We start from the raw sequence: 21,656 nt of genomic DNA on the forward strand, positions 1-21,656 counted from the left end.
CGCAAACGCTGGATCACCCGCTGGAAGGCCGCCTTGAACGCCTTCGCCATCACCTTCGACGGCCGCCTGACCCCGACCACTCGATAACTAATCAAGATCGAGATACACCGTTATCTAGACACACCCCCACGTCGCGGCCTACACCGGGGCGCGTCGTGGCGAGCTGCTCAATCTCCGCTGGTCTGACGTGGATCTGGATGCTAAGCAGATCACGATCACCGGCTCGGTGGGCGTCGTCGAGGGTCAGCGGGTGGAGGGAACGACCAAGAGCGGCAGAACCCGGGTCGTTACTATCGACGACACCACCGTGACCGTCCTGAAGGAACACCAGAAGGCGCAGGAAGCCGAAAAGGAGCGCCTCGGCGACGAATGGCCCGACGACGCCGAGCACGTGTTCCTGACTGCCTGGGGAGGCCCGATCTACCCCACGACCGTCACGAACCTGCCTCGGAAGCTGATCGAGGCTCACAACGAGGACGCAGGCGAGAAGCTCCCCATGATCCGCCTACACGATCTCCGCCACCTGCACGCAACCATGCTGCTCCTGGCAGGCGTCCCTGTTCACGTCGTCGCGGCCCGCCTCGGCCACGCTGACCCCGCGATCACTCTCCGCGTCTACGCCCACGTGATCCGCTCAGCGGAAACAGCCGCCGCCGACATCTTCGCCAAGTCCCTGGAGGAGCCCTGTTAGCAAGAGTGTTAGCAAAAGGCCCCCTGTGATCATCACAGGGGGCCTTTGACCTGGAGCCGCCTTCGGGATTCGAACCCGAGACCCCTTCATTACGAGTGAAGTGCTCTGGCCGACTGAGCTAAGGCGGCGTGCCGTACAGCTTGAAAGAGTCTACAGGAGCCCAAGGGGTCCTCGCTCCCCGCAAACCCCCGAATCGGCTCAAGGGGTCAGCGGTCCGTCGAGCACGGCATGGGCGGCGGGGGTGTCGCCTTCCCAGGACAGTCCGGGGTGGGTGCGGGGCAGCCGGCCCCACAGCATCAGCAACAGGTCGGCGGCCGGGCCGGCGATCTCGGCGACCGGTTCGCCGGGGCCGTAGACGCAGGTCAGCCCGGTGTCCGTGGCGCGGACGCGGATGGCGTGCGCGGGCGGCTTCGCCATGCCTCGGTTGATCATGCGGTAGGCCATCGTGTCGAACACCTCCGCCACTCCCTCGCCGGCCAGCGTCGGGTCGAGGGTCGGGGTCAGGCCGAGGGCGTGTTCGGCGTCCCAGCGGTGGATGAGCGTCTCCAGCGGGCGGCGGCGCTGCCAGAAGCCGACCGTGTGGGGCGGGTAGAAGGTCCACGCCTCGGCTGACGGGTCGCGGTCCAAAACGTCGAGCAGCGTCGCGGTGGTCTGGTCGAACCAGGCGCCGAGGCCGTCGCGCGGGGCGGGCGGGGCCTGGTGGTCGCCGTGGCGTTCGGTCACGGCCGTGGCCGCCCACAGGTTGCCGCCGCCGAGGTGGTCGGCCAGGTCGTACAGCGTCCAGTCGCCGCAGTGCTCGACCGGGGCGGACAGGTCGCCGTCGAGGCAGGCGCGGAAGGCGGCTGACTCGCGGCGCAGGTGGTGGAGGAGTTCGGCGGGGCGCATGCGAGCACTCTAGTGGCCGGGTCACCCCTGATGACATGGGGGGATATGTCGGGAGCTAGCCTGATATGGCTGCTCCATCCCCTCGGGGAGCAGTCGCTCGGTATGTCCGGCGCACAACGGAGGGATCATGAACGGCTACCCGCAGATCGCGGACCACGGCATGATCGGTGACCTGCAGACCGCCGCGCTCGTGTCCGGGACGGGCACCGTCGACTGGTGGTGCACGCCCAGGTTCGACTCCCCGAGTCTCTTCGCGTCCATTCTCGACAGCGAACGCGGCGGGCACTGCCGGTTGGCGGCCGACGTGGACCGGATCGAGGGGGCGACCGTCCGGCAGCTCTACCTGCCCGACACCGCCATCCTGGTCACCCGCTACATGGCTCCCGGAGGCGTCGGCGAGGTCGCCGACTTCATGGTGCCGGACACCTCCGCCACCCCGTCGGCCCGGCATCGCCTCGTCCGGGTCGCCCGGGTGGTTCGCGGCAGCCTGCCGTTCACGCTGGTCTGCCGTCCGCGCTTCGACTACGGCCGGGCGCCGCACTCTCTCAGCATCCTGGACGACAGCTCAGCCGTCTTCGAAGGCCCCGGCACGAGCCTCCACCTCCAGGCCGCCGGGCCGCTCACCCTGCGCCAGGACAGCCAGGACGGCCAGGACGGCCAGGACGGCCAAGACCGCCAGGACGTGGTCGCCGATTTCACCCTCCAGGCCGACGAGATCGCCGCGATCGTCCTGACCAGCGACAGCCACGGCGAGGCCGGTCCGCCGATGCCGCCGCTGACCCTCGACGGGGTGCGCGACAGCTTCGACGCCTGCCGCGCCTTCTGGCACGACTGGCTGCGCTCGTCCCGGTATCGCGGCCGCTGGCGTGACATGGTCACCCGATCGGCGATCACCCTCAAACTCCTCACGTACGCGCCCACGGGCGCGCCGATCGCCGCCGCCACGATGGGCCTGCCGGAGCAGATCGGCGGCGAGCGCAACTGGGACTACCGCTACACCTGGATCCGTGACGCCTCCCTGTCCGTCCGGGCCCTGATCGACCTCGGGTTCGTCGAGGAGGCCCAGGCGTTCCGTACGTGGCTGCGCGAACGCCTGGACGCCGGCGGCGACGCGGAGGAGCCGTTGCAGATCATGTACCGGGTCGACGGGGACCCGCACCTGACCGAGGAGGTGCTCGACCACCTGGAGGGCTACCAGGGGTCGAAGCCGGTACGGGCCGGGAACGCCGCCGCCGGGCAGCTCCAGCTCGACATCTACGGCGAGGCCGCCGACGCCCTGGCCCAGGCGCAGGAGATCGGCGGCATCCGCGGCTGGCGGTCGTTCGCCGGGCTGCTGGACTGGCTGGCCGACACCTGGGACCGCCCCGACGAGGGGATCTGGGAGACCCGTGGCGGGCGCCAGGACTTCACCTACAGCCGTCTGATGACCTGGGTCGCCTTCGACCGGGGCATCCGGATGGCGACCGCCTACTCCCGCCCCGCCGACCTCGCCCGCTGGACGAGCGTTCGTGACACCGTCTTCGATCAGATCGTCGACCGCGGCTGGAGCCACCGGCGGCAGGCCTTCGTCCAGCACTACGGCACCGACGTGCTGGACGCGTCGCTGCTGCTCATGCCGCGCGTCGGGTTCATCGCGCCCCGCGACCCGGCCTGGCTGAGCACGCTCGACGCGATGGAGAAGGAGCTGGTCAGCGACAGCCTCGTCTACCGTTACGACCCCGCCGCCTCCCCCGACGGGCTGCTCGGCTCGGAGGGCACGTTCAACCTGTGCAGCTTCCTCTATGTCGAGGCCCTGGCCCGCGCCGGGCGGCTGCAGCAGGCGCGTTACGCCTTCGACAAGATGCTCACGTACGCGAACCATGTCGGCCTGTTCGCCGAGGAGATCGGCCCGTCGGGCGAGCAGCTCGGCAACTTCCCGCAGGCGTTCACCCACCTCGCGCTCATCGCCGCCGCCATGGCCCTGGACGAGCAGCTCGAACGCGCCGAATCGTCCCCGGGCTAGACCGTACGCGCTCACCGCGCGCCGGCGGGGAGCCGGATGGCGGCGGCGAGGCCGACCAGGGCGAACACGCCGAGCGCGATCATGGCGAGCGCGTAGGACCGGTTCCCCTGGGCCGGCCCGGCGATGAGGATCGTGCCCGCGATCGCCGTGCCGAACGACGAGCCGAGGTTGGAGACGCTGCGCGACAGCCCGGAGATCTCGCCCTGCCGTTCCTCGGGGAAGCTGGACTGCACCAGGTTGACCGACGGGGTCAGCATCACGCCCACGCCGAGCCCGATCAGCAGCAGCCCCGGCGCGAACGCGACCACCCTGGACGAGGCCCCGACCAGGAGGAGCAGGACGCCGATCCCGGCCACGGTCATGACGAAGCCCGCCGAGATCAGGGCCTTCTGCGAGTGCTTGCGGGAAAGGCGCTCCGCGGCCAGCGACGTGATGAGCACGCCCACGGTCGCCGAGGTGAAGATCACCCCGGTCTGGATCGCGCTGTAGCCGCGGACCGTCTGCAGGAAGACCGCGACGACGAAGGACGTGCCCATGAGGACCAGCCACTGCATGTTCTGGGTGATCAGTCCAAGATTGGAGGTACGGTTCCGGAACAGGCCGGTGCTGAGCAGCGGCTCCTTCCCGGCCCGTTGCCGCGCGCGGATGTGGAGGAAGAACCAGACCAGGAAGGCCGCTCCGGCGACGAGGAGCACCGCCATCAGGACGGCGTCGCTGCCGGCCTGGAGGATCCCGAACACGACGAAGAACATGCCCACCGCCGAAAGCACCGCCCCGGCGGCGTCGAAGGGGCGGTCCGGGTCCGGCGCCACCGGGTCGGCGATCCCGCGGCTGAAGACGATGATCACGGCGACGACCAGCGCCTGGAAGAGGAACGCGGCCCGCCAGTCGATCGCCGTCGCGATGAATCCGCCGATCAGCGGGCCCGCCGCCGCGCCGACGCCGCCCAGCCCGCTGATCACGCCGAACGCCCGGGCCCGCGACTGGAGATCGGCGTAGGCCATCGTGGCGAGGATGTAGACCGGCGGGATCAGCAGCGCGGTGCCCACCCCTTCCAGCACCGAGTTGCCGAGCATCAGCACGGCCAGGCTCGGCGACAGCGCACTGATCAGCGCGCCGATCCCGTACAGGGTGAGTCCGAGGAGGAAGCAGCGCTTGCGGCCCCAGCGGTCGGTCAGCTTGCTGCACGGGATCATGAGCACCGCCATGATCAACAGGAACAGCGTGATCGTGCTCTGCACGCCCTGAACCGTCGTGTCCAGGTCCTCGCCGATGTCGTTGATCATCACGTTCATGTTGGAGCCGGCGAAGCTGCAGATGAACTGGGCGAGGGCCAGCGGCGCCAGGACGCGCCCGCTCATCACCCCTCCCAGAAGGGAGAAAATGGCTGGATCACCACTTCTCCCTCGCGGATCACCCCGTGAGAGCCCTCGGGAATCTCGTTCCAGGTGCCCGCGAGATCACGCAGCGGCTCCGAGACCACGAAACGCGTCCCCGCGCCGAGTAGCCGCAGGGCCTCCAGCTCCGGATGCAGCTCCCGCACCTGCGCGATGTCGGTGGAGTAGAACAGCGACCCGGGGCGGCCCGCGCTGGCGTGGCGGAACATCCACACGGACTCGCCGTCCGTCGTGGCCACCGTCATGTCGACCGGAGGCGGGGTTCCGCGGCGCCGGGCGAGCTCCTCCACCAGCCCGACGGCACGGGCCACGGCACTCGGCGGGTCGTCGGCCAGCCCGAACGTGAGGGCCAGGAAGAACAGCAGCTCCGAATCGGTGGACCCCTCGATGACGGGGTAGAGCGACGGCTCCACCGCCATCGCCATGTCACGCCGCAGCTCGCGGAATCCCTCCACGGCTCCGTTGTGCATCCACAGCCAGCGCCCGTGGCGGAACGGATGGCAGTTGCTGCGCTGCACCGGGGTTCCGGTCGACGAACGGACGTGCGCGAACAGGAGGGGAGTGCGGATCTGCCGGGCGATCTCCCGCAGGTTCCGGTCGTTCCACGCGGGCTCGACGCTCTTGAAGACGGCGGGCTCCGCGCCCTCGCCGTACCATCCGATGCCGAAACCGTCGCCGTTCGTGGTGGTCACCCCGAGCCTCGCGTGCAGGCTCTGGTCGATGAGCGAGTGCACCGGCCTGAACAGCAGGTCCTCGGCCAGAATGGGTTCTCCGCAGTACGTCATCCATCGACACATGGTCACCTCGGTCGTCAGTGGTGGAACGCGGCCTTCAGCGCCACGATGATCAGCCCGAGCACCAGGTTGACGGCGCTCGTGCCGAGGACCGCGCGCGAGGAGGCGCCGACCCCCACGGCCGCGGCGGCCGCCCAGCCGACCTGACCGGCGATCGCGACCACGAGGGCCAGCCACACGGTGGCCTGCGGTTCGAGGCCCAGCAGCGGGCCGACGGCCACCACCGCGGCCGGCGGGATCGCCGCCGTGACGATCGGCCACTCCTCGACGCCGGCCCGGCGGATGTCGGCCAGGCTCGCGGAACGGAAGACCGTACGGGCGCCGAACAGGCGGGCGTGCACGTGGGCGGCCCAGAACACCACGCTGGTGCCCAGCAGCAGCAGGACCAGCTCCAGGCGCGGGAACTTGCCGAGCGTCCCCGCACCGGCCACCACGGAGGCGGCCAGCAGCGATCCGTAGACCGCACCGGTGTAGTCTCTCGGCCGCCGGGCGCCGTTCCCGTGATGGTTGTCCATGGGGTGACCCGAGCGGGGCGTGCCGCGCGGTCAGCGCGCGCCGGTGCTCTCCATCATCTCGCGCAGTTGCGCCTCCTCCTCGCGGCTGAGAGAGGTCTGGATGACGTGTCCGCCGTACGGCTGGACCTCCGGGATGACCTTGTCCGGGGTGCTCCGCACGACCAGGACGAACAGCGCGGCGGTGCCGGGCTCCAGCTTGTCGCCGAGCTCCCGCATGAACGCGTCGTTGACGCCGAGGTCCGTCATCGCGCCGCCGGCCGCTCCGGTGGCCGCGCCCAGCGCCATGCCGAACAGCGGCATGAAGAACAGCATCCCGATCAGGCCGCCCCACAGCGCGCCGCTCGCCGCGCCCATGCCGGTCGTGCCGACGCCCTGGTGCAGCTTGATGGTGCCGTTGTCCCGGCGTTCGACGATGGCCATGTCCTCGAGCGTGATCAGGTTCTGCCGCTGGAGCTCCGTCAGGCGGTCGCGGACGGCGACGGCGGTGGCGACGTCCGGGTAGGAGATGGCGATGAGGTTGCTCATGAGGTCTTCTTCCTCGACGTGGCGATGTGCTCAAGGTGATCCCCCTTTCGCGATCGGGCGGCCACCACGACCAGGCAAAAACATCCCCTCCGTATTTGGCGATATCCACGCAGAACATGAGGGGCGCCGGGGGCACACTGGTAAGTGGCGGAGATGCTGACGGCAGCGCGATCCGCTCCCGGAAGCCCCGCCTCGCGGAGGGGAGTCGAACATGGAAAACCCGCGATACGGACGAACGCAGGAGACATCCCGCGACCAGACCGCGGCGGTGCCCCAGCAGCGTCAGGATCAGCAACCGGCGCAGGTCCGCCCGGTGGAGACGCAGCCGCAGCCCACCGGCTGGGTCGGATGGGTGATCTTCGCCGGGATCACGATGATCATCCTGGGCTGCTTCCAGGCCCTGATGGGGCTGGTGGGCATCTTCAACACCGATTTCTACCTCGTCACCGCCAATGACCTGGCCATCCCGGTCAACTACACGGCCTGGGGCTGGATGCACCTGATCATGGGTGTGGTCGTCGCCCTCGCTGGTGCCGCGGTCATGATGGGCAAGGCATGGGGCCGCGTGGTCGGCATCCTCCTCGCCGGTGTCCAGGCGCTGGTCAACTTCGCCTGGCTGCCCGCGTACCCGCTCTGGTCGATGATCGTCATCGCCGTGGACGTGCTGGTGATCTACGCCCTGGCAGTGCACGGCGGGGAGATGAAGGCGTTCGACAGGGGCGACCGCCTGTAGCCGCATCCGGAAACATCACCACAAAGTGGACAAATGGCCTTAAACTGCACGTAACTCCCGGTCGAGGTCAAGGGGTATGCCGTGCACAAAGTCGTCCACATCCGGCCGCTCGACGACGTCGTCGGACACGAGCGGTCGGCCGACTGCCTGTGCGGCCCCGCCGGAGAGGGCGTGTACGCCCAGGCCACCGCGCAGGCGCTCGGCATGATCTACCGGCACCACGCGCTGCGCCCCTGCCACGACTGGGAGGCCGCGGCCGAGGCGTGACGGGCTAGCTCTCCTCCTCGCCTGACGGCTTGCCGTACATCGTGTCGTGCTGGATGCGCGGCGAGCACACCGACGCCGACGGGCACGCGCAGCGCCTGCCGCCGTCGTCCAGCCGCACGGTCACCGTGTCGGCGGGCACGTTGTGGCCCACCACCGTGCCGTCGCCCTGCGGAGTGCTCACACGGCTGCCGTTCTTCGGCATCCGGTAGCGGGTCTCGACGTACAGCGGGTGCTCGTACTTGAGGCAGCACATCAGCCGCCCGCACGCGCCGGCGATGCGCAGCGGGTTGACCGGCAGGTCCTGGTCCTTGGCCATGCGGACGGAGACCGGCTCGAAGTCCTTGAGGAACGTCGCGCAGCACAGGTCGCGCCCGCAGGGGCCGATGCCGCCCTGGAGGCGGGCTTCGTCGCGCGGGCCGATCTGCCGCAGCTCGACGCGGGCGCGCAGGTTGCGGGCGAGGTCACGGACCAGGGCGCGGAAGTCGACGCGGTGCGGGGCCGAGAAGTAGACGGTGTAGACGTTGTCCTGGTCGAGGTAGTCGACGCCGACCACCTTCATGGGCAGCGTGTGGCGTTTGATCAGGCGTTTGGATACGCTGCGCGCCTCGGCCCTGCGGCGCTTGTTGGTCTCGTCGCGGGTCAGGTGCTCCTCGCCCGCGAGGCCGGCGCAGACGGGCAGGCCGTCGATGTCCTCGCTGGTGTACTGCGGCGCCCACACGCACTCCGCCACCTCGGGCCCGGCGTCGGTCGGGACCAGCACCTTGTCGCCCACCGCGGGGCTGTGGGGGCCGGGGTCGAGGTAGTAGAGCCGTCCGTAGCGGGTGAAGCTCACGGCCATGATCATTCCCATGGGCTCGTGCTCGCCTCCTACCGGCGTCGGGGACACGTACCTGCCACAGTACGCGCCGCGCCGGGACGGAGCTTCACGCCCTGAGCGACAGCATCATGGACTCGACCGCGATCTGCGGGTTGACGTTGAGGTCGAGGCGCTCGCGACAGCGCATGATCGCGTCGATGCGCCCCAGCGTCTCCTCCGGGGTGGTCGCCTTGGCCACCTGGTCGAGGTCGAAGCGGAGGTCGTCGTTGGCCAGCTCGACCCCGGCGCCGAACTGCATGGCCAGCACGTCGCGGTAGAACGACACCAGCTCCAGGAGCGCCGCGTCGAGCGAGTCGCGCTTGATGCGGGTGGCGCGGGACTTCTGCCGGTCTTCCAGGTCCTTCAGCGCCCCAGCGCCGCCCCGGACCAGGCCCCGGTTGAGTCCCTTGCCCGTGGAGCCCTCGCCGTAGATCTTGCGCAGCTCGCTGGTCTCGTTCTCGTTGAGCGCGGCGGTGGCGGCGGCGGCCTCCTCCTCGGCGGTCTTGACCAGCCGCTCGGCGGCGCTGACGCACTCGCCGACGCCCGACAGCGACCGGGGGATGGACAGCACGGCCTCACGGCGGCGGCGGGCCCCCTCGTCCAGGGCCAGCGCGCGGGCGCGGCTGATGTGGCCCTGGGCGGCGCGGGCGGCGAACTGGGCGGTCTCCCAGGGCACGCTGTCGCGGGTGGCCAGCAGGTGCGCGACGGCCTCGGTGCCGGGCGTGGTGAGCGTGACGAGCCGGCACCGGGACCGGATGGTGATCATCAGGTCGTCGGGGGCGGGTGCGCAGAGCAGCCACACGGTGCGCGGCGGCGGCTCCTCGATGGCCTTGAGCAGGGCGTTGGCGGCGGACTCTGTGGCCCGGTCGGCGTCCTCGAACAGGATGACCCGCCACCGGCCCTGGGTCGGCGCGCCCGCCGCGCGCAGGATGAGCTCGCGCGTCTGCTTGACGCTGTAGGACAGCCCGGCGGGGCGTACGCACTCCAGGTCGGGGTGGGAGCCGATGAGCACCTGATGGCACTGGTCGCAGTGGCCGCAGCCGCCGTCGGGGCAGAGCAGCGCGGCGGCGAAGGCACGGGCGGCGTCCTCGCGGCCCGCGCCCGGCGGGCCGGTGAACAGCCAGGCGTGCGTCATGCCGGCGCCGCGCCCGCCGCTCACCGCCTCGGCGGCGGCCGCGGCGGCCCGCGACAGCACGGCCGTCGCCTGGGTCTGGCCTACCAGGTCATCGAAGACACCCACGGGTCAAGGCTAGTCGCGGATGGCGGGCATCGTGCCCGTGATGTCCTCGGACGTGCGCGGCACCGGGTCGGGCAGGATCTCGCGGACCCGGTCCTGGATGGCGCGGGTGATCTCGTCGGGCTCCAGGGTGCCGTCGACGACCAGGTAGCGCTCGGGCGCTGCGGCGGCCAGCGCGCGGAACTCCTTGCGCACCCGCTCGTGGAACTCCAGCGGCTCCGACTCGATCCGGTCGGCGGCCCCGCCGAGCCGGGTCAGCCCCACCTCGGGCGGGGTGTCGATGAGCACGGTCAGGTGCGGCACCAGCCCGCCCGTCGCCCAGGCGTTGACCTTGGACACGTCGCCGGGGTCGAGCGCGCGCCCGGCCCCCTGGTAGGCGAGCGAGGAGTCGACGTAGCGGTCGCACACCACCAGCGCCCCCCGGTAGAGGGCGGGCCGGATGACCTTCTCGACGTGCTCGGCCCGGTCGGCGGCGTAGAGCAGCGCCTCGGCCCGCGCCGACAGGCCGCGCTCGGCGGCGTCGAGCAGGATGGCGCGCAGCCGCATGCCGACCTTGGTGGCGCCGGGCTCGCGGGTCTGCACCACGTCGTAGCCCTGGTCGCGCAGCCAGATGGCGAGCATCCTGGACTGGGTGGTCTTGCCGGACCCCTCGCCGCCCTCGAAGGCCACGAACAGCCCCGGCACGTGCTCGGCGGGCCCGGCCTTGAACCGCTCGCCGCGCAGCGCCGCGATCAGGTCCTCGGTGATGGGGACGCCCTTGCGGTCGTCCATGTGGCGCAGCCCGAGCACGCCGACGAGCGCGGCGACCACGCCGCCGACGAGCAGCACCAGGTTGGTGCCGCTGAACTCGTAGGTCAGGTCGCCGAAGGTCAGCAGGTGCTCGCCGAACAGCGCGGCCAGCGGCGCGGCCACGGCGACGACCAGCAGCAGCGTCACCCGGGCCGTCGACTGCAGGAACGAGAACGTGCGCCCGCGCAGCCCGTCTTCGACCTCCAGGCCGATGAGCGTGTAGCCGATGATCCAGGCGATGCCCGCGCACGCCCCCAGCGCCACGGTCAGCATGACCACGATCACCAGGTTGTGGATGAGCGCGATGGCCATGAGGACGAGCCCGGCCACGATGAGCGACAGCCCGAACAGCCGCCGCCGCGACAGCTCGCGCAGCAGCCGCAGCCCGAAGAACATGCCCAGCGCCATGCCGACGAAGACGGCGCCGAACACCACGCCGTAGGCGGCGTCGCCACCGCCCAGCGCCACCACGTAGATCTTGGCGACGCCCACCACCGCGCCGCCGGCCGCGAACGCGCCCAGCATGCCGATGATCAGGCCGCGCACCAGCCGGTTGCCGCCGACGAACCGCCAGCCCTCGACGATCTGCTTGAGCACCGAGGGCGTGGAGATCGCGCCGTCGCGCTTGGGGATGTCGCGCAGCGTGAAGATGAGGAACGCCGACACCAGGTAGGCGCAGGCGTTGACGACGAGCGCCAGCGCGGTGGCGTCGACCCCGGCCAGCGCCGGCACGAGGTTGCGCCCCACGTCGCCGGCCACCGACAGGGCGGCGAACAGCGCGGCGGCGACCGGCGCGCTGCCGTAGGTCACCATCAGGTTGAGCTGGTTGGCCGACTCCAGCTGCTCCTTGGGCACCAGGTTGGGAACGGTGGCGTCTTTGGCCGGGACCCAGAACAGGTTGACGCACTCGACGAGGACCGTGGCGACGATGACCCACTGGTAGCTGCCGACGATCGGGATCGACAGCACGACGGCGAAGCGGGCCAGGTCGGCGGCGAACATCGTCAGCCGCCGGTCGAACCGGTCGGCGAACGCCCCGGCGAGCGGCCCGAGCAGGACGGCGGGCAGCATCTTGGCGACGAACACGCCGCCGATGGCCAGCGACTGGGTGCGGTAGTCGCCCTGGGTGAGGTTTCCGGCCATCGCGGTCAGCGCGAGGATGTTGAGCCAGTCACCCAGGCTGCACACCGACATGGCAGTCCACAGCCGGCGGAACGGCGCGTTTGCCAGCACGTGTGCCTGTCGGCGGCGGCCAAGGACGGTCATGATGTCAGCGTATCCAGGTCAGGGGGAGCGGCGAGTCGGATATGACCGGCTGTGCGCTGGTAAGCGCACCCGTCAGTGTGTCGGGGAGTGCACCGCTCATGGACACCGTCTCCGCTCCCAGCTCCGTCAGTCACCGCGCTTGGCCCGCTCGATCAGCGGCGCCCAGGCCGTGCGGACGGGCGCGGGCAGATCGAGATCTTCCCAGAGCTCGACGAGCAACACCCCATCCACGTGATCGAGCACGTCCTGCGGCCGGCCTTCGCTCAGCAGCGCCGCATATGCCTCGCGGCGTTGCTCGCGGTCGGCCAGATCGTAGACCCGGCCGCCGTGGGCCACAATGCCCAGGGCCGCGGACACTGGCAGCCGTGGCAGACAACTCGGCACAGAACCGGCGAACTCCACCTTCGGCTCCAGCGCCAGCCGGAACCCGGCGGCGTCGAGGATGCGCCCGGCCGTCTCCAGGGTGGGTGACTTGCGCCCGTGCTCGTAGGCCGAGAGCGTCGTGCGCGAGGTGCCGCTGCCCTCGGCGAGCTGCTGCTGGTGCAGCCGCGCCGTGTGGCGGGCGTGCTTGAGCAGCATCGCGCCGTGCTCCGTCCAGAACTTGACGTCGGGCTTCATCCGTCACCTCCCGTAGTATCCGTTCGGATACTACTCTAGATTAGCCCAGCGTGACCACTGGTTTGCGTAAAGTCAGCGCAGCTCCAGCATAGTGATCTCAGGCGGCGCTCCGACACGCACCGGAGGGCCCCAATATCCGGCCCCGCGCGTCACGTACACCGGCATGCCCTTGACCGTGCCCAGCCCCGACACCACGGGCTGCTGGAGCGGGACGATCAGGTTGAACGGCACCATCTGCCCGCCGTGCGTGTGGCCGGAGAGCTGCAGGTCGACGCCGTGTTCGGCGGCTTTCTCCGCCTGCACCGGCTGGTGGGCGAGCAGGACGGCGGCCCGGTTCGGGTCGCGCCCGCCGAGCGCCCTGGCGAAGTCGGGCCCGTCGTTCATGGTGACGCCGTTGACGTCGTTCACCCCGGCCAGGTCCAGCACCGCGCCCTGATGGCGGATCTCCACCCGTTCGTTGCGCAGCGACCGCACGCCGAGGTCGGCCAGCTCCTCGATCCACTCGCCCGGCCCCTGCTCGGTGAAGTATTCGTGGTTGCCGGTCACGAAATAGGCCCCGTAGCGGGACTCCAGGTTCTTGAACGGCTTCGCCAGCCGCCCGAGCGCGGACACCGAGCCGTCGACCAGGTCGCCGACGATCGCCACCACGTCGGGCTCCAGGCCGTTGATCATGCGCACGATCCGCTCGGTGTGCCCGATCCCGGTCAGCGGCCCCAGGTGGATGTCGCTCACCACGGCGAACCGCAGCCCGCGCAGCCGCTGGTCGAGCCCCGGCAGCGTCACCCTGACCGGCTCGATCACCGGGTCGCCCAGCGCCACCGACGCGCCGTAGCCGACCGTGCCCAGCGCCCCGACGCCCGCGACCGCGGCGGTGGCCCGTCCCAGGAAGAGCCGCCTGCTCATGCCGTCGGCGGCGGGCCTGGGCTCCTCGGGCGGCCCCGCCGGCCCCGGCGGCCCCGCCCCGGCGGGCACCAGCTCCACCACCGGCGCCGGACGCCTGCCGCGACGGCGCATCACCAGCGCCGCCACCGCCCGCGGCACCTCCAGCACCACGAGGAACACGACCAGGTAGAACATCACCGCGATCCACAGATAGCCCGGCCACGCCAGCCAGTGGAACGCCTCCATACGCGAGGCCACGAAGGTCGCCACCACGAGCACGAACAGCCCCGCCACCACGAAGCTCAGGCCCCTGCGCAGCCTCCCCGGCCCGGTGGTGGAGCGGACGAGCCGGTGCCACAGGTAATAGTGGACGGCCGCGACCAGAGCCACCATGAAGAAGACGAAGAGCACGCCGTCATGCTACGAGCGCGCGATCAAGCCCGCGTACGGCCGCTGAGAGGGCTCTCAGGACTTGGCGGCGGGCTTCTTCGCGGCCGTCTTGGCGGGGGCCTTCTTGGCCGGCGCCTTCTTCGTCGTCTTCTTCGGCGCGGGCGCCCGCTCACGCCGCTCGGCCAGCAGCTCCGCCGCCCGCTCGATCGTGATCTCCTCGACCGTGTCGCCCTTGCGCAGCGAGGCGTTGGTCTCGCCGTCGGTCACGTACGGCCCGAAACGACCCTCCTTGACCACGACCGGCTTCTTGGAGTTGGGGTCCTCGCCCAGCTCGCGCAGCGGCGCCGCGGCCGCGGCCCGGCCCCTGCCACGCTGCTTCGGCTGCGCGAACAGCTCCTTCGCCTGCTCGATCGTGACCGTCAGCAGGTCCTCCTCCGACCCGAGCGAGCGCGAGTCGGTGCCCTTCTTCAGGTACGGGCCGAACTTCCCGTTGTGCGCCACCACCGGCTCGCCGTCGAGCTCGCCCACCTCGCGCGGGATCGTCAGCAGCCGCAGCGCGTCGTCCAGCGTGATCGTGTCGAGCGACATCGTCTTGAACAGCGAGCTGGTGCGCGGCTTGGGGGCGTCCGCCTTCTTCGTCCGCTTCTTCGGGGCGCCCTCGGCAGGCGGCGCCTCCTCCGGCAGGATCTCGGTCACGTACGGGCCGAACCGCCCGTCCTTGGCGACGATCATGTGCCCGGTCACCGGGTCGCGGCCCAGCTCACGGTCGCCGGTCGGGCGCGAGAACAGCTCCTCGGCCTTCTCGGCGGTCAGCTCGTCGGGCGTCATGTCCTCGGGCACGTTGACCCGGGCGCCGTCGCGGTCCAGGTACGGGCCATAGCGGCCGACGCGGATGACGATGTCGGTGCCCCTGATCGGGAACGAGCTGATCTCCTTGGCGTCGATGTCGCCCAGGTCGGTGACCATCTCCTTCAGGCCCTCGTCACCGTCGCCGCCGAAGTAGAAGCGCTGCAGCTCCGGCACCCGCTCCGCCCGGTCGTTGGCGATGTCGTCGAGCACCTTCTCCATGTCGGCCGTGAAGTCGTAGTCGACCAGGTTGCCGAAATGCTGCTCCAGCAGGTTGACCACGGCGAACGCCAGGAAGGAGGGCACCAGCGCGGTGCCCTTCTTGAACACGTAGCCGCGGTCGAGGATCGTGCCGATGATCGACGCGTAGGTCGACGGGCGGCCGATCTCGCGATCCTCCAGCTCCTTGACCAGCGACGCCTCGGTGTAGCGGGCCGGCGGCTTGGTCGAGTGACCCGCCACGTCCAGCCGGGTCGCGCTCAGCGCGTCGCCCTCGGCCAGGTTGGGCAGCCGCTTCTCGGAGTCGTCACGGTCGGTCGACGGGTCGTCGTGACCCTCCACGTACGCCTTGAGGAACCCGTAGAACGTGATCGTCCGGCCGGAGGCGGTGAACTCGACGTCCTCGCCGGCCGACGATCTGCCGCCCACCTTGACCGTGACCGACTCGCCGACGGCGTCCTTCATCTGCGACGACACCGTGCGCTGCCAGATCAGCTCGTACAGCCGGAACTTGTCGCCCGTCAGCCCCGTCTCGCCGGGCGTGCGGAACTGCTCGCCCGACGGCCTGATCGCCTCGTGCGCCTCCTGCGCGTTCTTCACCTTGCCGCTGTAAACGCGCGGCTTGTCCGGCACGTACGCCTCGCCGTACAGCTTGATGGCCTGCGAACGCGCGGCGGCGACGGCCGTCTCCGACAGCGTGATGCTGTCGGTACGCATGTACGTGATGTAGCCCTCTTCGTAGAGGCGCTGCGCCACCTGCATCGTGTACTTGGCGGAGAAGCCCAGCTTGCGGCTGGCCTCCTGCTGCAACGTGGTCGTCCGGAACGGCGCGTACGGCTTGCGGGTGTACGGCTTGCGCTCGACGGACTTGACCGCGTAGGACGAGCCCTGGAGCCGGCCGGCCAGCTCGCCCGCGGCGGCCTCGGTCAGGTGGAGCACGTCGTTGTTCTTGAGCAGGCCGGTGCTGGCGAAGTCGCGGCCCTGGGCGACCCGCTTGCCGTCGACGCCGGTCAGCGTGGCGGTGAAGTCGCGCGGCCGCTCCTCGGCCTTGCCCGTGTCGAACAGCGCCTGGAGGTCCCAGTAGTGGGCAGCCGTGAACGCCATGCGCTCGCGCTCCCGCTCGACCACCAGCCGCGTCGCCACCGACTGGACGCGCCCCGCCGACAGCCTCGGCTTGACCTTCTTCCACAGGACCGGGCTGACCTCGTAGCCGTAGAGGCGGTCGAGGATGCGGCGGGTCTCCTGGGCGTCGACCAGGCGCAGGTTGAGGTCGCGCGGGTTGGCCACGGCGTTGCGGATCGCCTGCGGGGTGATCTCGTGGAACACCATGCGGTGCACCGGCACCCGCGGCTTGAGCACCTCACGCAGGTGCCAGGCGATCGCCTCGCCCTCGCGGTCCTCGTCAGTGGCCAGGTAGAGCTCGTCGGCGTCCTTGAGCAGCTGCTTGAGCTTGCTCACCTGCGAGCGCTTGTCGGGGTTGACGACGTACAGCGGCTCGAAGTCGTGCTCCACGTTGACGCCAAGGCGTGCCCACGTCTCCCCCTTGAACTTCTCGGGGATGTCGTCGGCCCGCTCAGGCAGGTCGCGGATATGGCCGATGCTGGACTCGACGACGTAGCCGGCGCCGAGGTACCGCTCGATCGTCTTGGCCTTGGCGGGCGACTCCACGATCACCAGGCGTGTTCCGCCGGCGCTGCCGTTGTTGGCTGGCACGCTGCTTCCTACCTCGCTGTTCGCTTGCAATTCCCCCTGCCGGGAGCCGGCACAGATCTGAAAGGTAACCCGACTCGCGGATTTTTCCTTCCCCCGGGGCTACCCACTAGCTTCCGGGTCCACCCACAAGCACGCAGAATAAGGGCCCATCGAGACGCATGGCGCCCTGACTCACCCTGGAGACTAATCGTTGTGCTCGACTACTCCTACATGGATATCTTCATTCCGCGCGATCTGTCCCGCGAAGCCGCACGTCAGCTGCTGACCGAGCACGCTGAGTACGGCCAGTGGGAGCTCGCCCGGGTGCGGCTCCATCCCGACGGGAGCCGCCGTGTACGGCTGCGCCGAAAGATCGTGCGCGTGCGCAGCACTCTATGACAAAGGCTTTGCCCGCCCCGGGCCGCGCCCCCGGAACGGGCAAAGCGTCTATGGGCCACTGCCCGCAGGCTGCGGGCAGTGGCCAGGTGTTGCTACTTCCGGCCGAGGCGGAAGCGGCGGGTGGTGGCGAACAGGGTGGCCGAGGCGGCGCACATGGCGCCCAGCACCAGCGCGAACAGCGAGCCGGTGGACATCCCGGTGACGCCGGTCGGCTGGGCGGCGCTCATCAGGCCCAGGTCACCCGTGGGCAGGCTGCCGGTCGCGGAGCTCACGGCGCCGCCGACCGGGGTCGAGGAGACGAGGGCGGTGGCCGGCTCCAGCGCCGACACCGGGCCGGTCGCGGCGGAGGTCCGCTGCTTGCCCTGGACGCCCGGCCGCTTGCCCTGGACGGACGGCTTCTTGCCCTGGACGCCGGGCTTCTTGCCCTGGACCGCGGGGGTGGCGGGCTGGGCGGGCACGCCGGGCAGGCCCGGGACCGCGGGCAGGCCGAGCGTGCCGGCGACGTCGCCGACGACCGGCAGCGGCGGCAGGCCGGAGCCGCCGCTCATCTGCTGGGCGACACCGCTCGCGTCCTGGAGGCCGCTCAGCGCGGGCACCGCCGGGAGCGCGGGCAGCACGCCGCCGCCCTTGGCCGCCTGGGCCTTGCTGCTGTGGTGCTTGTAGTGGCCGTGGTGCGGCGGGGTGCCGACGTGCGCCCCGCCCAGGCACCCGGCAGCAGCGTCACCCAGGACGGCCACGGCGTTGCCGCAGACGTTGACCGGGGCGGTGATCGGCGCGATCACCTGGTTGCCGGCCAGCACGCCGGACCGGCCGGACGTGGTGTTGCCACCGGCGCCCACGCCGTTGTGGGGCGAGACGAACGCGCCGCCCTTGCAGTGGGCCTCCGACAGGCCGAGGGCCGCGACCGCGTTGCCGCACGCGTTGACCGGGGCGGTGATGGGAGCCACGACCTGGTTGCCCGAGCCGACCCCGGAACGCCCGGACGTGACGTTGCCGCCTGCGCCCTTGCCGCCGTTCTTCACCGAGACGCCGCCCTTGCACCCGGCGAACGCCTCACCGAACAGCGCCACCGCGTTGCCGCAGACGTTGACCGGAGCCGTGATGGGGGCGACCACCTGGTTGCCGCTGAGCACGCCCGACCGGCCCGACGTGTGGTTGCCACCGGCCCCGGAGCCGGCCGCCGAGTTGTGCACCGACGAGCCGCCCTCGCACCCGGCGGGCGCGTTGCCGACCGCGTTGCCGCAGGCGGTGATGGGCAGGCTGACCGGGGCGATGACCTGGTTGCCGCTGCCGGCGCCGTAGCGCCCGTCGGTGTCGTTGCCGGTCGAGCCCACGTGGCGGGAGCTGTGGTAGTGGCGCCCGTGGCCGCCGCCGTTGGTGACGGACGAGCCGCCCTTGCAGCCCGCGAACGCCTCGCCGAACACGGCCACCGAGTTGCCGCAGATGTTGATCGGGCCGCTGATCGGCGCGATCACCTGGTTGCCGCCGAGCGCCGACGAGCGGCCCGACGTGGTGTTGCCCCCGGCGCCGGTGCCGGTGTTGTGCACCGAGGCGCCGCCCTTGCAGCCCGCCGTGGCGTCACCGAAGATCGCCAGCGCGTTGCCGCAGGCGTTGATCGGGGCCGTGATCGGCGCGGTGATCTGGTTGCCGCCGATCAGGCTGTGGTCGCCCGAGGTGCGGTTGCCGCCGGCGCCGCCCTTGCCCGAGGTCTTGACCGTCGAGCCGCCGGTGCACCCGGCGTCGGAGTTGCCGAACAGCGAGACCGCGTTGCCGCAGGCGTTGACCGGGGCGCTGATCGGCGCGTTGACCTGGTTGCCGCCCAGGACGCTGGACCTGCCGGACGTCTCGTTGGGGATACCGCCCCTGCCGGTGTCGACCACCGACGCGCCCCCCTTGGAGCTGGCGCTGGACTCGCCGGCCACCCCGACCGCGTTGCCGCTGATGTCGATGGGCAGCGAGATGGGCAGGTTGACCTGGTTGCCGCCGCCGACGGAGGAGTCACCGTCGGTGTCGGCGAGCGCGGTGCCGCCGCCGAACGACATGACCGCCACCGCGAGCAGAGCCGCTGGGGCCGAAGCCTTCGCCCACGTACGCATAATGGATACTCCTACTGATTTCTTGGGGGATTACCTGACAGTTCGCACCCAGCCGTGGCCCGTGCGGGGCCTGCGGAATCGCAGGGCGCCGCGCACAGCGGAGACCTCGGGGAAATCGCGAACCAGGGACTGACGTGTCACCCGTTGGCGGAAAGTCGTGAACCGCCATGAGCGGAGGGATCGAAGCCGCGCTCCGCCACCGGCATCGGAAAGCCGGAACTCTGTCGCGGGGACTCAGTCAGGAGAGAAAGAAGGGTCGTCCGCCGCTGTGCGGACGACAGGGGGCAGCACGTACGGAAGAGCGACGTGCATGACCTCGAGCCGCGGGTCGAAGACAGACCTCGCGACGTCCCCCATGTTGGACCCGAACGGGCCGTTGCCACTGCCGTTGGGCACCAAGCCATCGGTGTCCAGGATGTTGTCGGCGGTGGAGGATGGCGGGAGGCCGGGATCCGACTGGCTGGTGAGCCCGTCGACCTTCAGCCCGGCCATCGCCCCGGCGTTGTCGAACACCGGAGCCGTGCCTACCGGGGGGAAACCGTCCGTGATGGACCCGGTGGCGTGCGGGGGTGTGCCGGCTCCTGTCGCCGCGGTGGAATCCGCGGCAGCCGGAGCGGAGAAGAGCATCCCGAACAGAAGCGCGAGCAGCCAACCCGCGGCCAGCACACTGCCGACCGCGACCGCTCGCACGACGACCCGACGGGCGCCGGCCGCGAACCGCGCCATCCGGTCAGCCCTGCGGGTGATCGGATCCTCTGCTGAGACAGTCACGGGCACGCGCCACGCATCGAGGGACATCGCCCTCGTCTGCCGCGCCGTGCGTGCCACGTGTCCTCCTCGGTTTCCAGGACCGGCTCCACCATCAGGCGGAGCCGGTCCACGGACTCACCCCTCAACGGTCCGTAACCGTAGCAGCACCCAACGTTGCCGCAAGTGCTTTTCACAAGAGACCCAGTAAGTGGTCAAGCTCGCGGCACTCGTATCGGGGCAAAGCGGGTCGGAGCTGCCGCGCCGCCCCACGACACGCGCTTGCGGAGGGCAAGAAACGAGGGCCGCCACGCCTGGGTGGTTAACCGGTATGACGCACCCCTCAGAGTTTGCTAACCTTACGGAGCCGACGCGAGATGACGGTCCCGCGTGCAGGCACCAAGTCCGGGTGGCGGAATAGGCAGACGCGCTAGCTTGAGGTGCTAGTGCCCTTTGCGGGGCATGGGGGTTCAAGTCCCCCCTCGGACACGTACTCCGGTACATGCTGGGCCTGGCTTCAACTACGACGACTCTTTCTGAGGGTTCGTAGGTGAGGTGCAGGCCCATTTGCGTGTAGAGGTCGTTCCGGTCTGCGGGATCCGCGGCCTTGAGGACCTCCGTCATCTCGGCCAGTCTTGGGATCAGCCCCATGACCTCCTTCTTACGGTTGACGGCCCGCAGGCTTCCTTCCGCTTTGAGCCGCTCGGCCCGGGTCTCGGCCATCCACCTGCCGATCTCCTCGGGATCTCCGCCCGCGTCCAACGTCGTCCGATAGCGGGCCATCCGACGGTCGCAGTCGTCGACGGTCCGCTTGGCCGTCTCGATCGCGACCCGGTCGGCCTCGCTGTCTCGCGCCTCCAACAGGGTCTCGACCGTTCGCCGGAGGTTTACGGGCGCGAAGACCTGGCACAGCCAGGTGTCCAGCTCGCCAAGGATGTGGTCCTCGCGGACGTAGACCGTACGCGGGTGCTCGATCTTGTTGGCCAGGGCGTACTCGGTGGGAAACTTGCACCGGTAGTGCGTGCGGCCGTTGTTCCACGAGGCTTCCATCCGGCGGGCACAGACACCGCAGTGCAGCAGGCCGCGCAGGACGTACGCTCTCGGACTGCGACGGGGCTTGCGCTCGACGGCGGGGCGGCCTTTCGCCGACAGCAGCTTCTGCACACGCTCGAACGTCTCCGTGTCCACGATCGGCTCGTGCGCGGTCTTCTCCGACCAGACCCACTGGCTCTCGGGATTCCACTTGAGCTTGGTGATGTGGCCCTGGGTGACGTCCTGGACGTCCAGGAGCTCTTCCTGCTTGCGCTGCTTGTTCCAGACCTGACGACCGGTGTAGCGGGGGTTCAGCCGGATGGCCTGGATGGCTGATTACGTGGTCCTCCAGCTCCCGTCGCCGGCAAAGCCATGCGGCCAGGTATCTTCGGTATCGTCCTTCTGCTACGGGCGTCAACAGAGATACCTCTCTCCGGAGATCAAGGAACGTAGCAATGCGACATTCAGCTCAGCTACCGAAGGAAACCACCCCCTGAGCTCCTAAAGCCCCAGGTGAACAAGTGTCGGCCCCGCGCATGCGGGGGTGGTCCATGTTGGGGGGCAGCCGGAATACGGCAGAAACGGGCCGCCTACTTGGCAACAACTACCTTCCGCTGCTGGATCAGCATTACGGCTCGCACCGCTCGGCCTTGTTCACCCTGGTGGCCTCGATCGAGCTGGAGTCGACCGCCGTAGTGGCTTGTGCCCTCGTCGCTGCTTGTTCTTGTTGCATCGAACGCTTCTTGTCGTCGCCTGGCGTACCCGAAGTGGATGCCTC

General features: G+C 70.2%; 18 protein-coding genes, 2 tRNA genes and 2 pseudogenes. 7 read left to right on the plus strand and 15 right to left on the minus strand.

Annotated elements, in window-relative coordinates; genetic code table 11:
* Positions 1 to 142: 142 nt before the first annotated feature.
* A pseudogene (locus KME80_RS43710) lies at positions 143 to 691 on the plus strand (site-specific integrase); the annotation flags it as partial.
* A gap of 51 nt (positions 692 to 742) precedes the next feature.
* Here the strand turns inward: KME80_RS43710 and KME80_RS43715 are convergent.
* Together KME80_RS43715 and KME80_RS43720 are read right to left on the minus strand one after the other, a co-directional pair.
* Positions 743 to 819: transfer RNA gene (locus tag KME80_RS43715), tRNA-Thr, on the minus strand.
* A 70-nt stretch (positions 820 to 889) separates the two neighbouring features.
* Entirely contained in the window at positions 890 to 1,576 is a 687-nt protein-coding gene (locus KME80_RS43720) for a maleylpyruvate isomerase family mycothiol-dependent enzyme (protein ID WP_219517535.1), read from the minus strand.
* 127 nt (positions 1,577 to 1,703) lie between these two features.
* Here KME80_RS43720 and KME80_RS43725 point away from each other — a divergent pair, with 127 nt between their 5' ends.
* A complete protein-coding gene (locus KME80_RS43725) occupies positions 1,704 to 3,578 on the plus strand; it encodes a glycoside hydrolase family 15 protein (RefSeq protein WP_219517536.1) in 1,875 nt (624 codons plus the stop codon).
* 11 nt (positions 3,579 to 3,589) lie between these two features.
* On the opposite strand, the gene KME80_RS43730 is transcribed toward KME80_RS43725, so the two are convergent.
* From KME80_RS43730 to KME80_RS43745, 4 genes are read right to left on the minus strand one after another with little or no spacing between them, the layout of a single operon-like run.
* The gene (locus tag KME80_RS43730) at positions 3,590 to 4,939 is read right to left on the minus strand and encodes an MFS transporter (RefSeq protein WP_219517537.1); all 1,350 of its coding nucleotides are present in this window, start codon (positions 4,937 to 4,939) and stop codon (positions 3,590 to 3,592) included.
* Positions 4,939 to 5,760 (minus strand): class II glutamine amidotransferase, encoded by an 822-nt coding sequence (locus tag KME80_RS43735; RefSeq protein ID WP_219517538.1) that lies wholly within the window; start codon positions 5,758 to 5,760, stop codon positions 4,939 to 4,941. Before KME80_RS43735 ends, KME80_RS43730 begins: the two co-directional genes overlap by 1 nt.
* A 26-nt stretch (positions 5,761 to 5,786) precedes the next feature.
* Positions 5,787 to 6,284 carry a hypothetical protein gene (locus tag KME80_RS43740; RefSeq protein ID WP_219517539.1) on the minus strand — a complete coding sequence of 166 codons (498 nt, stop codon included), beginning with the start codon at positions 6,282 to 6,284 and terminating at the stop codon, positions 5,787 to 5,789.
* 30 nt (positions 6,285 to 6,314) lie between these two features.
* Positions 6,315 to 6,809, minus strand: coding sequence for a DUF1269 domain-containing protein (locus tag KME80_RS43745; RefSeq protein WP_219517540.1), 495 nt, complete (start codon positions 6,807 to 6,809; stop codon positions 6,315 to 6,317).
* 211 nt (positions 6,810 to 7,020) lie between these two features.
* Here KME80_RS43745 and KME80_RS43750 point away from each other — a divergent pair, with 211 nt between their 5' ends.
* Together KME80_RS43750 and KME80_RS43755 are read left to right on the plus strand one after the other, a co-directional pair.
* Entirely contained in the window at positions 7,021 to 7,542 is a 522-nt protein-coding gene (locus KME80_RS43750) for a DUF7144 family membrane protein (RefSeq protein WP_219517542.1), read from the plus strand.
* An 81-nt stretch (positions 7,543 to 7,623) separates the two neighbouring features.
* Positions 7,624 to 7,809 (plus strand): hypothetical protein, encoded by a 186-nt coding sequence (locus KME80_RS43755; RefSeq protein ID WP_219517546.1) that lies wholly within the window; start codon positions 7,624 to 7,626, stop codon positions 7,807 to 7,809.
* A 4-nt stretch (positions 7,810 to 7,813) separates the two neighbouring features.
* On the opposite strand, the gene KME80_RS43760 is transcribed toward KME80_RS43755, so the two are convergent.
* The 6 genes from KME80_RS43760 to topA all read right to left on the minus strand — a co-directional run bounded on the left by KME80_RS43760 (position 7,814) and on the right by topA (position 16,625).
* The gene (locus tag KME80_RS43760) at positions 7,814 to 8,647 is read right to left on the minus strand and encodes a PSP1 domain-containing protein (RefSeq protein ID WP_372455435.1); all 834 of its coding nucleotides are present in this window, start codon (positions 8,645 to 8,647) and stop codon (positions 7,814 to 7,816) included.
* An 85-nt stretch (positions 8,648 to 8,732) separates the two neighbouring features.
* Positions 8,733 to 9,905 carry a DNA polymerase III subunit delta' gene (locus KME80_RS43765; RefSeq protein ID WP_219517548.1) on the minus strand — a complete coding sequence of 391 codons (1,173 nt, stop codon included), beginning with the start codon at positions 9,903 to 9,905 and terminating at the stop codon, positions 8,733 to 8,735.
* Between the two features lie 9 nt (positions 9,906 to 9,914).
* Complete coding sequence (gene tmk / locus KME80_RS43770) at positions 9,915 to 11,957, minus strand: dTMP kinase (protein WP_219517550.1); 2,043 nt, start codon at positions 11,955 to 11,957, stop codon at positions 9,915 to 9,917.
* A 126-nt stretch (positions 11,958 to 12,083) separates the two neighbouring features.
* Complete coding sequence (locus KME80_RS43775) at positions 12,084 to 12,575, minus strand: helix-turn-helix domain-containing protein (RefSeq protein WP_219517552.1); 492 nt, start codon at positions 12,573 to 12,575, stop codon at positions 12,084 to 12,086.
* 72 nt (positions 12,576 to 12,647) lie between these two features.
* The gene (locus KME80_RS43780) at positions 12,648 to 13,868 is read right to left on the minus strand and encodes a metallophosphoesterase (protein WP_308126179.1); all 1,221 of its coding nucleotides are present in this window, start codon (positions 13,866 to 13,868) and stop codon (positions 12,648 to 12,650) included.
* A 54-nt stretch (positions 13,869 to 13,922) separates the two neighbouring features.
* Positions 13,923 to 16,625, minus strand: coding sequence for a type I DNA topoisomerase (gene topA, locus KME80_RS43785; RefSeq protein ID WP_219517554.1), 2,703 nt, complete (start codon positions 16,623 to 16,625; stop codon positions 13,923 to 13,925).
* A 192-nt stretch (positions 16,626 to 16,817) separates the two neighbouring features.
* Here topA and KME80_RS43790 point away from each other — a divergent pair, with 192 nt between their 5' ends.
* Positions 16,818 to 17,003, plus strand: coding sequence for a DUF5703 family protein (locus tag KME80_RS43790; RefSeq protein WP_219517556.1), 186 nt, complete (start codon positions 16,818 to 16,820; stop codon positions 17,001 to 17,003).
* 92 nt (positions 17,004 to 17,095) lie between these two features.
* On the opposite strand, the gene KME80_RS43795 is transcribed toward KME80_RS43790, so the two are convergent.
* Positions 17,096 to 19,099, minus strand: a complete 2,004-nt coding sequence (locus tag KME80_RS43795) for a chaplin family protein (protein WP_219517558.1) — start codon at positions 19,097 to 19,099, stop codon at positions 17,096 to 17,098.
* A 234-nt stretch (positions 19,100 to 19,333) separates the two neighbouring features.
* On the minus strand, positions 19,334 to 19,927 hold the full coding sequence (locus KME80_RS43800; RefSeq protein WP_308126180.1) for a hypothetical protein: 594 nt from the start codon (positions 19,925 to 19,927) through the stop codon (positions 19,334 to 19,336).
* A 322-nt stretch (positions 19,928 to 20,249) separates the two neighbouring features.
* On the opposite strand from KME80_RS43800, the gene KME80_RS43805 reads away from it, so the two are divergent.
* Positions 20,250 to 20,335 (plus strand) — tRNA-Leu (locus KME80_RS43805).
* 504 nt (positions 20,336 to 20,839) lie between these two features.
* Here the strand turns inward: KME80_RS43805 and KME80_RS53450 are convergent.
* Positions 20,840 to 21,208: pseudogene (locus KME80_RS53450) on the minus strand (recombinase family protein); the annotation flags it as partial.
* Positions 21,209 to 21,429: 221 nt separating this feature from the next.
* Here KME80_RS53450 and KME80_RS43815 point away from each other — a divergent pair.
* On the plus strand, positions 21,430 to 21,656 hold a 227-nt coding region (locus KME80_RS43815; RefSeq protein ID WP_219517560.1), incomplete at its 3' end, for a hypothetical protein.

It is taken from the genome of Nonomuraea ceibae (assembly GCF_019396325.1).
In the GTDB taxonomy this organism is placed as follows: Bacteria; Actinomycetota; Actinomycetes; order Streptosporangiales; family Streptosporangiaceae; genus Nonomuraea; species Nonomuraea ceibae.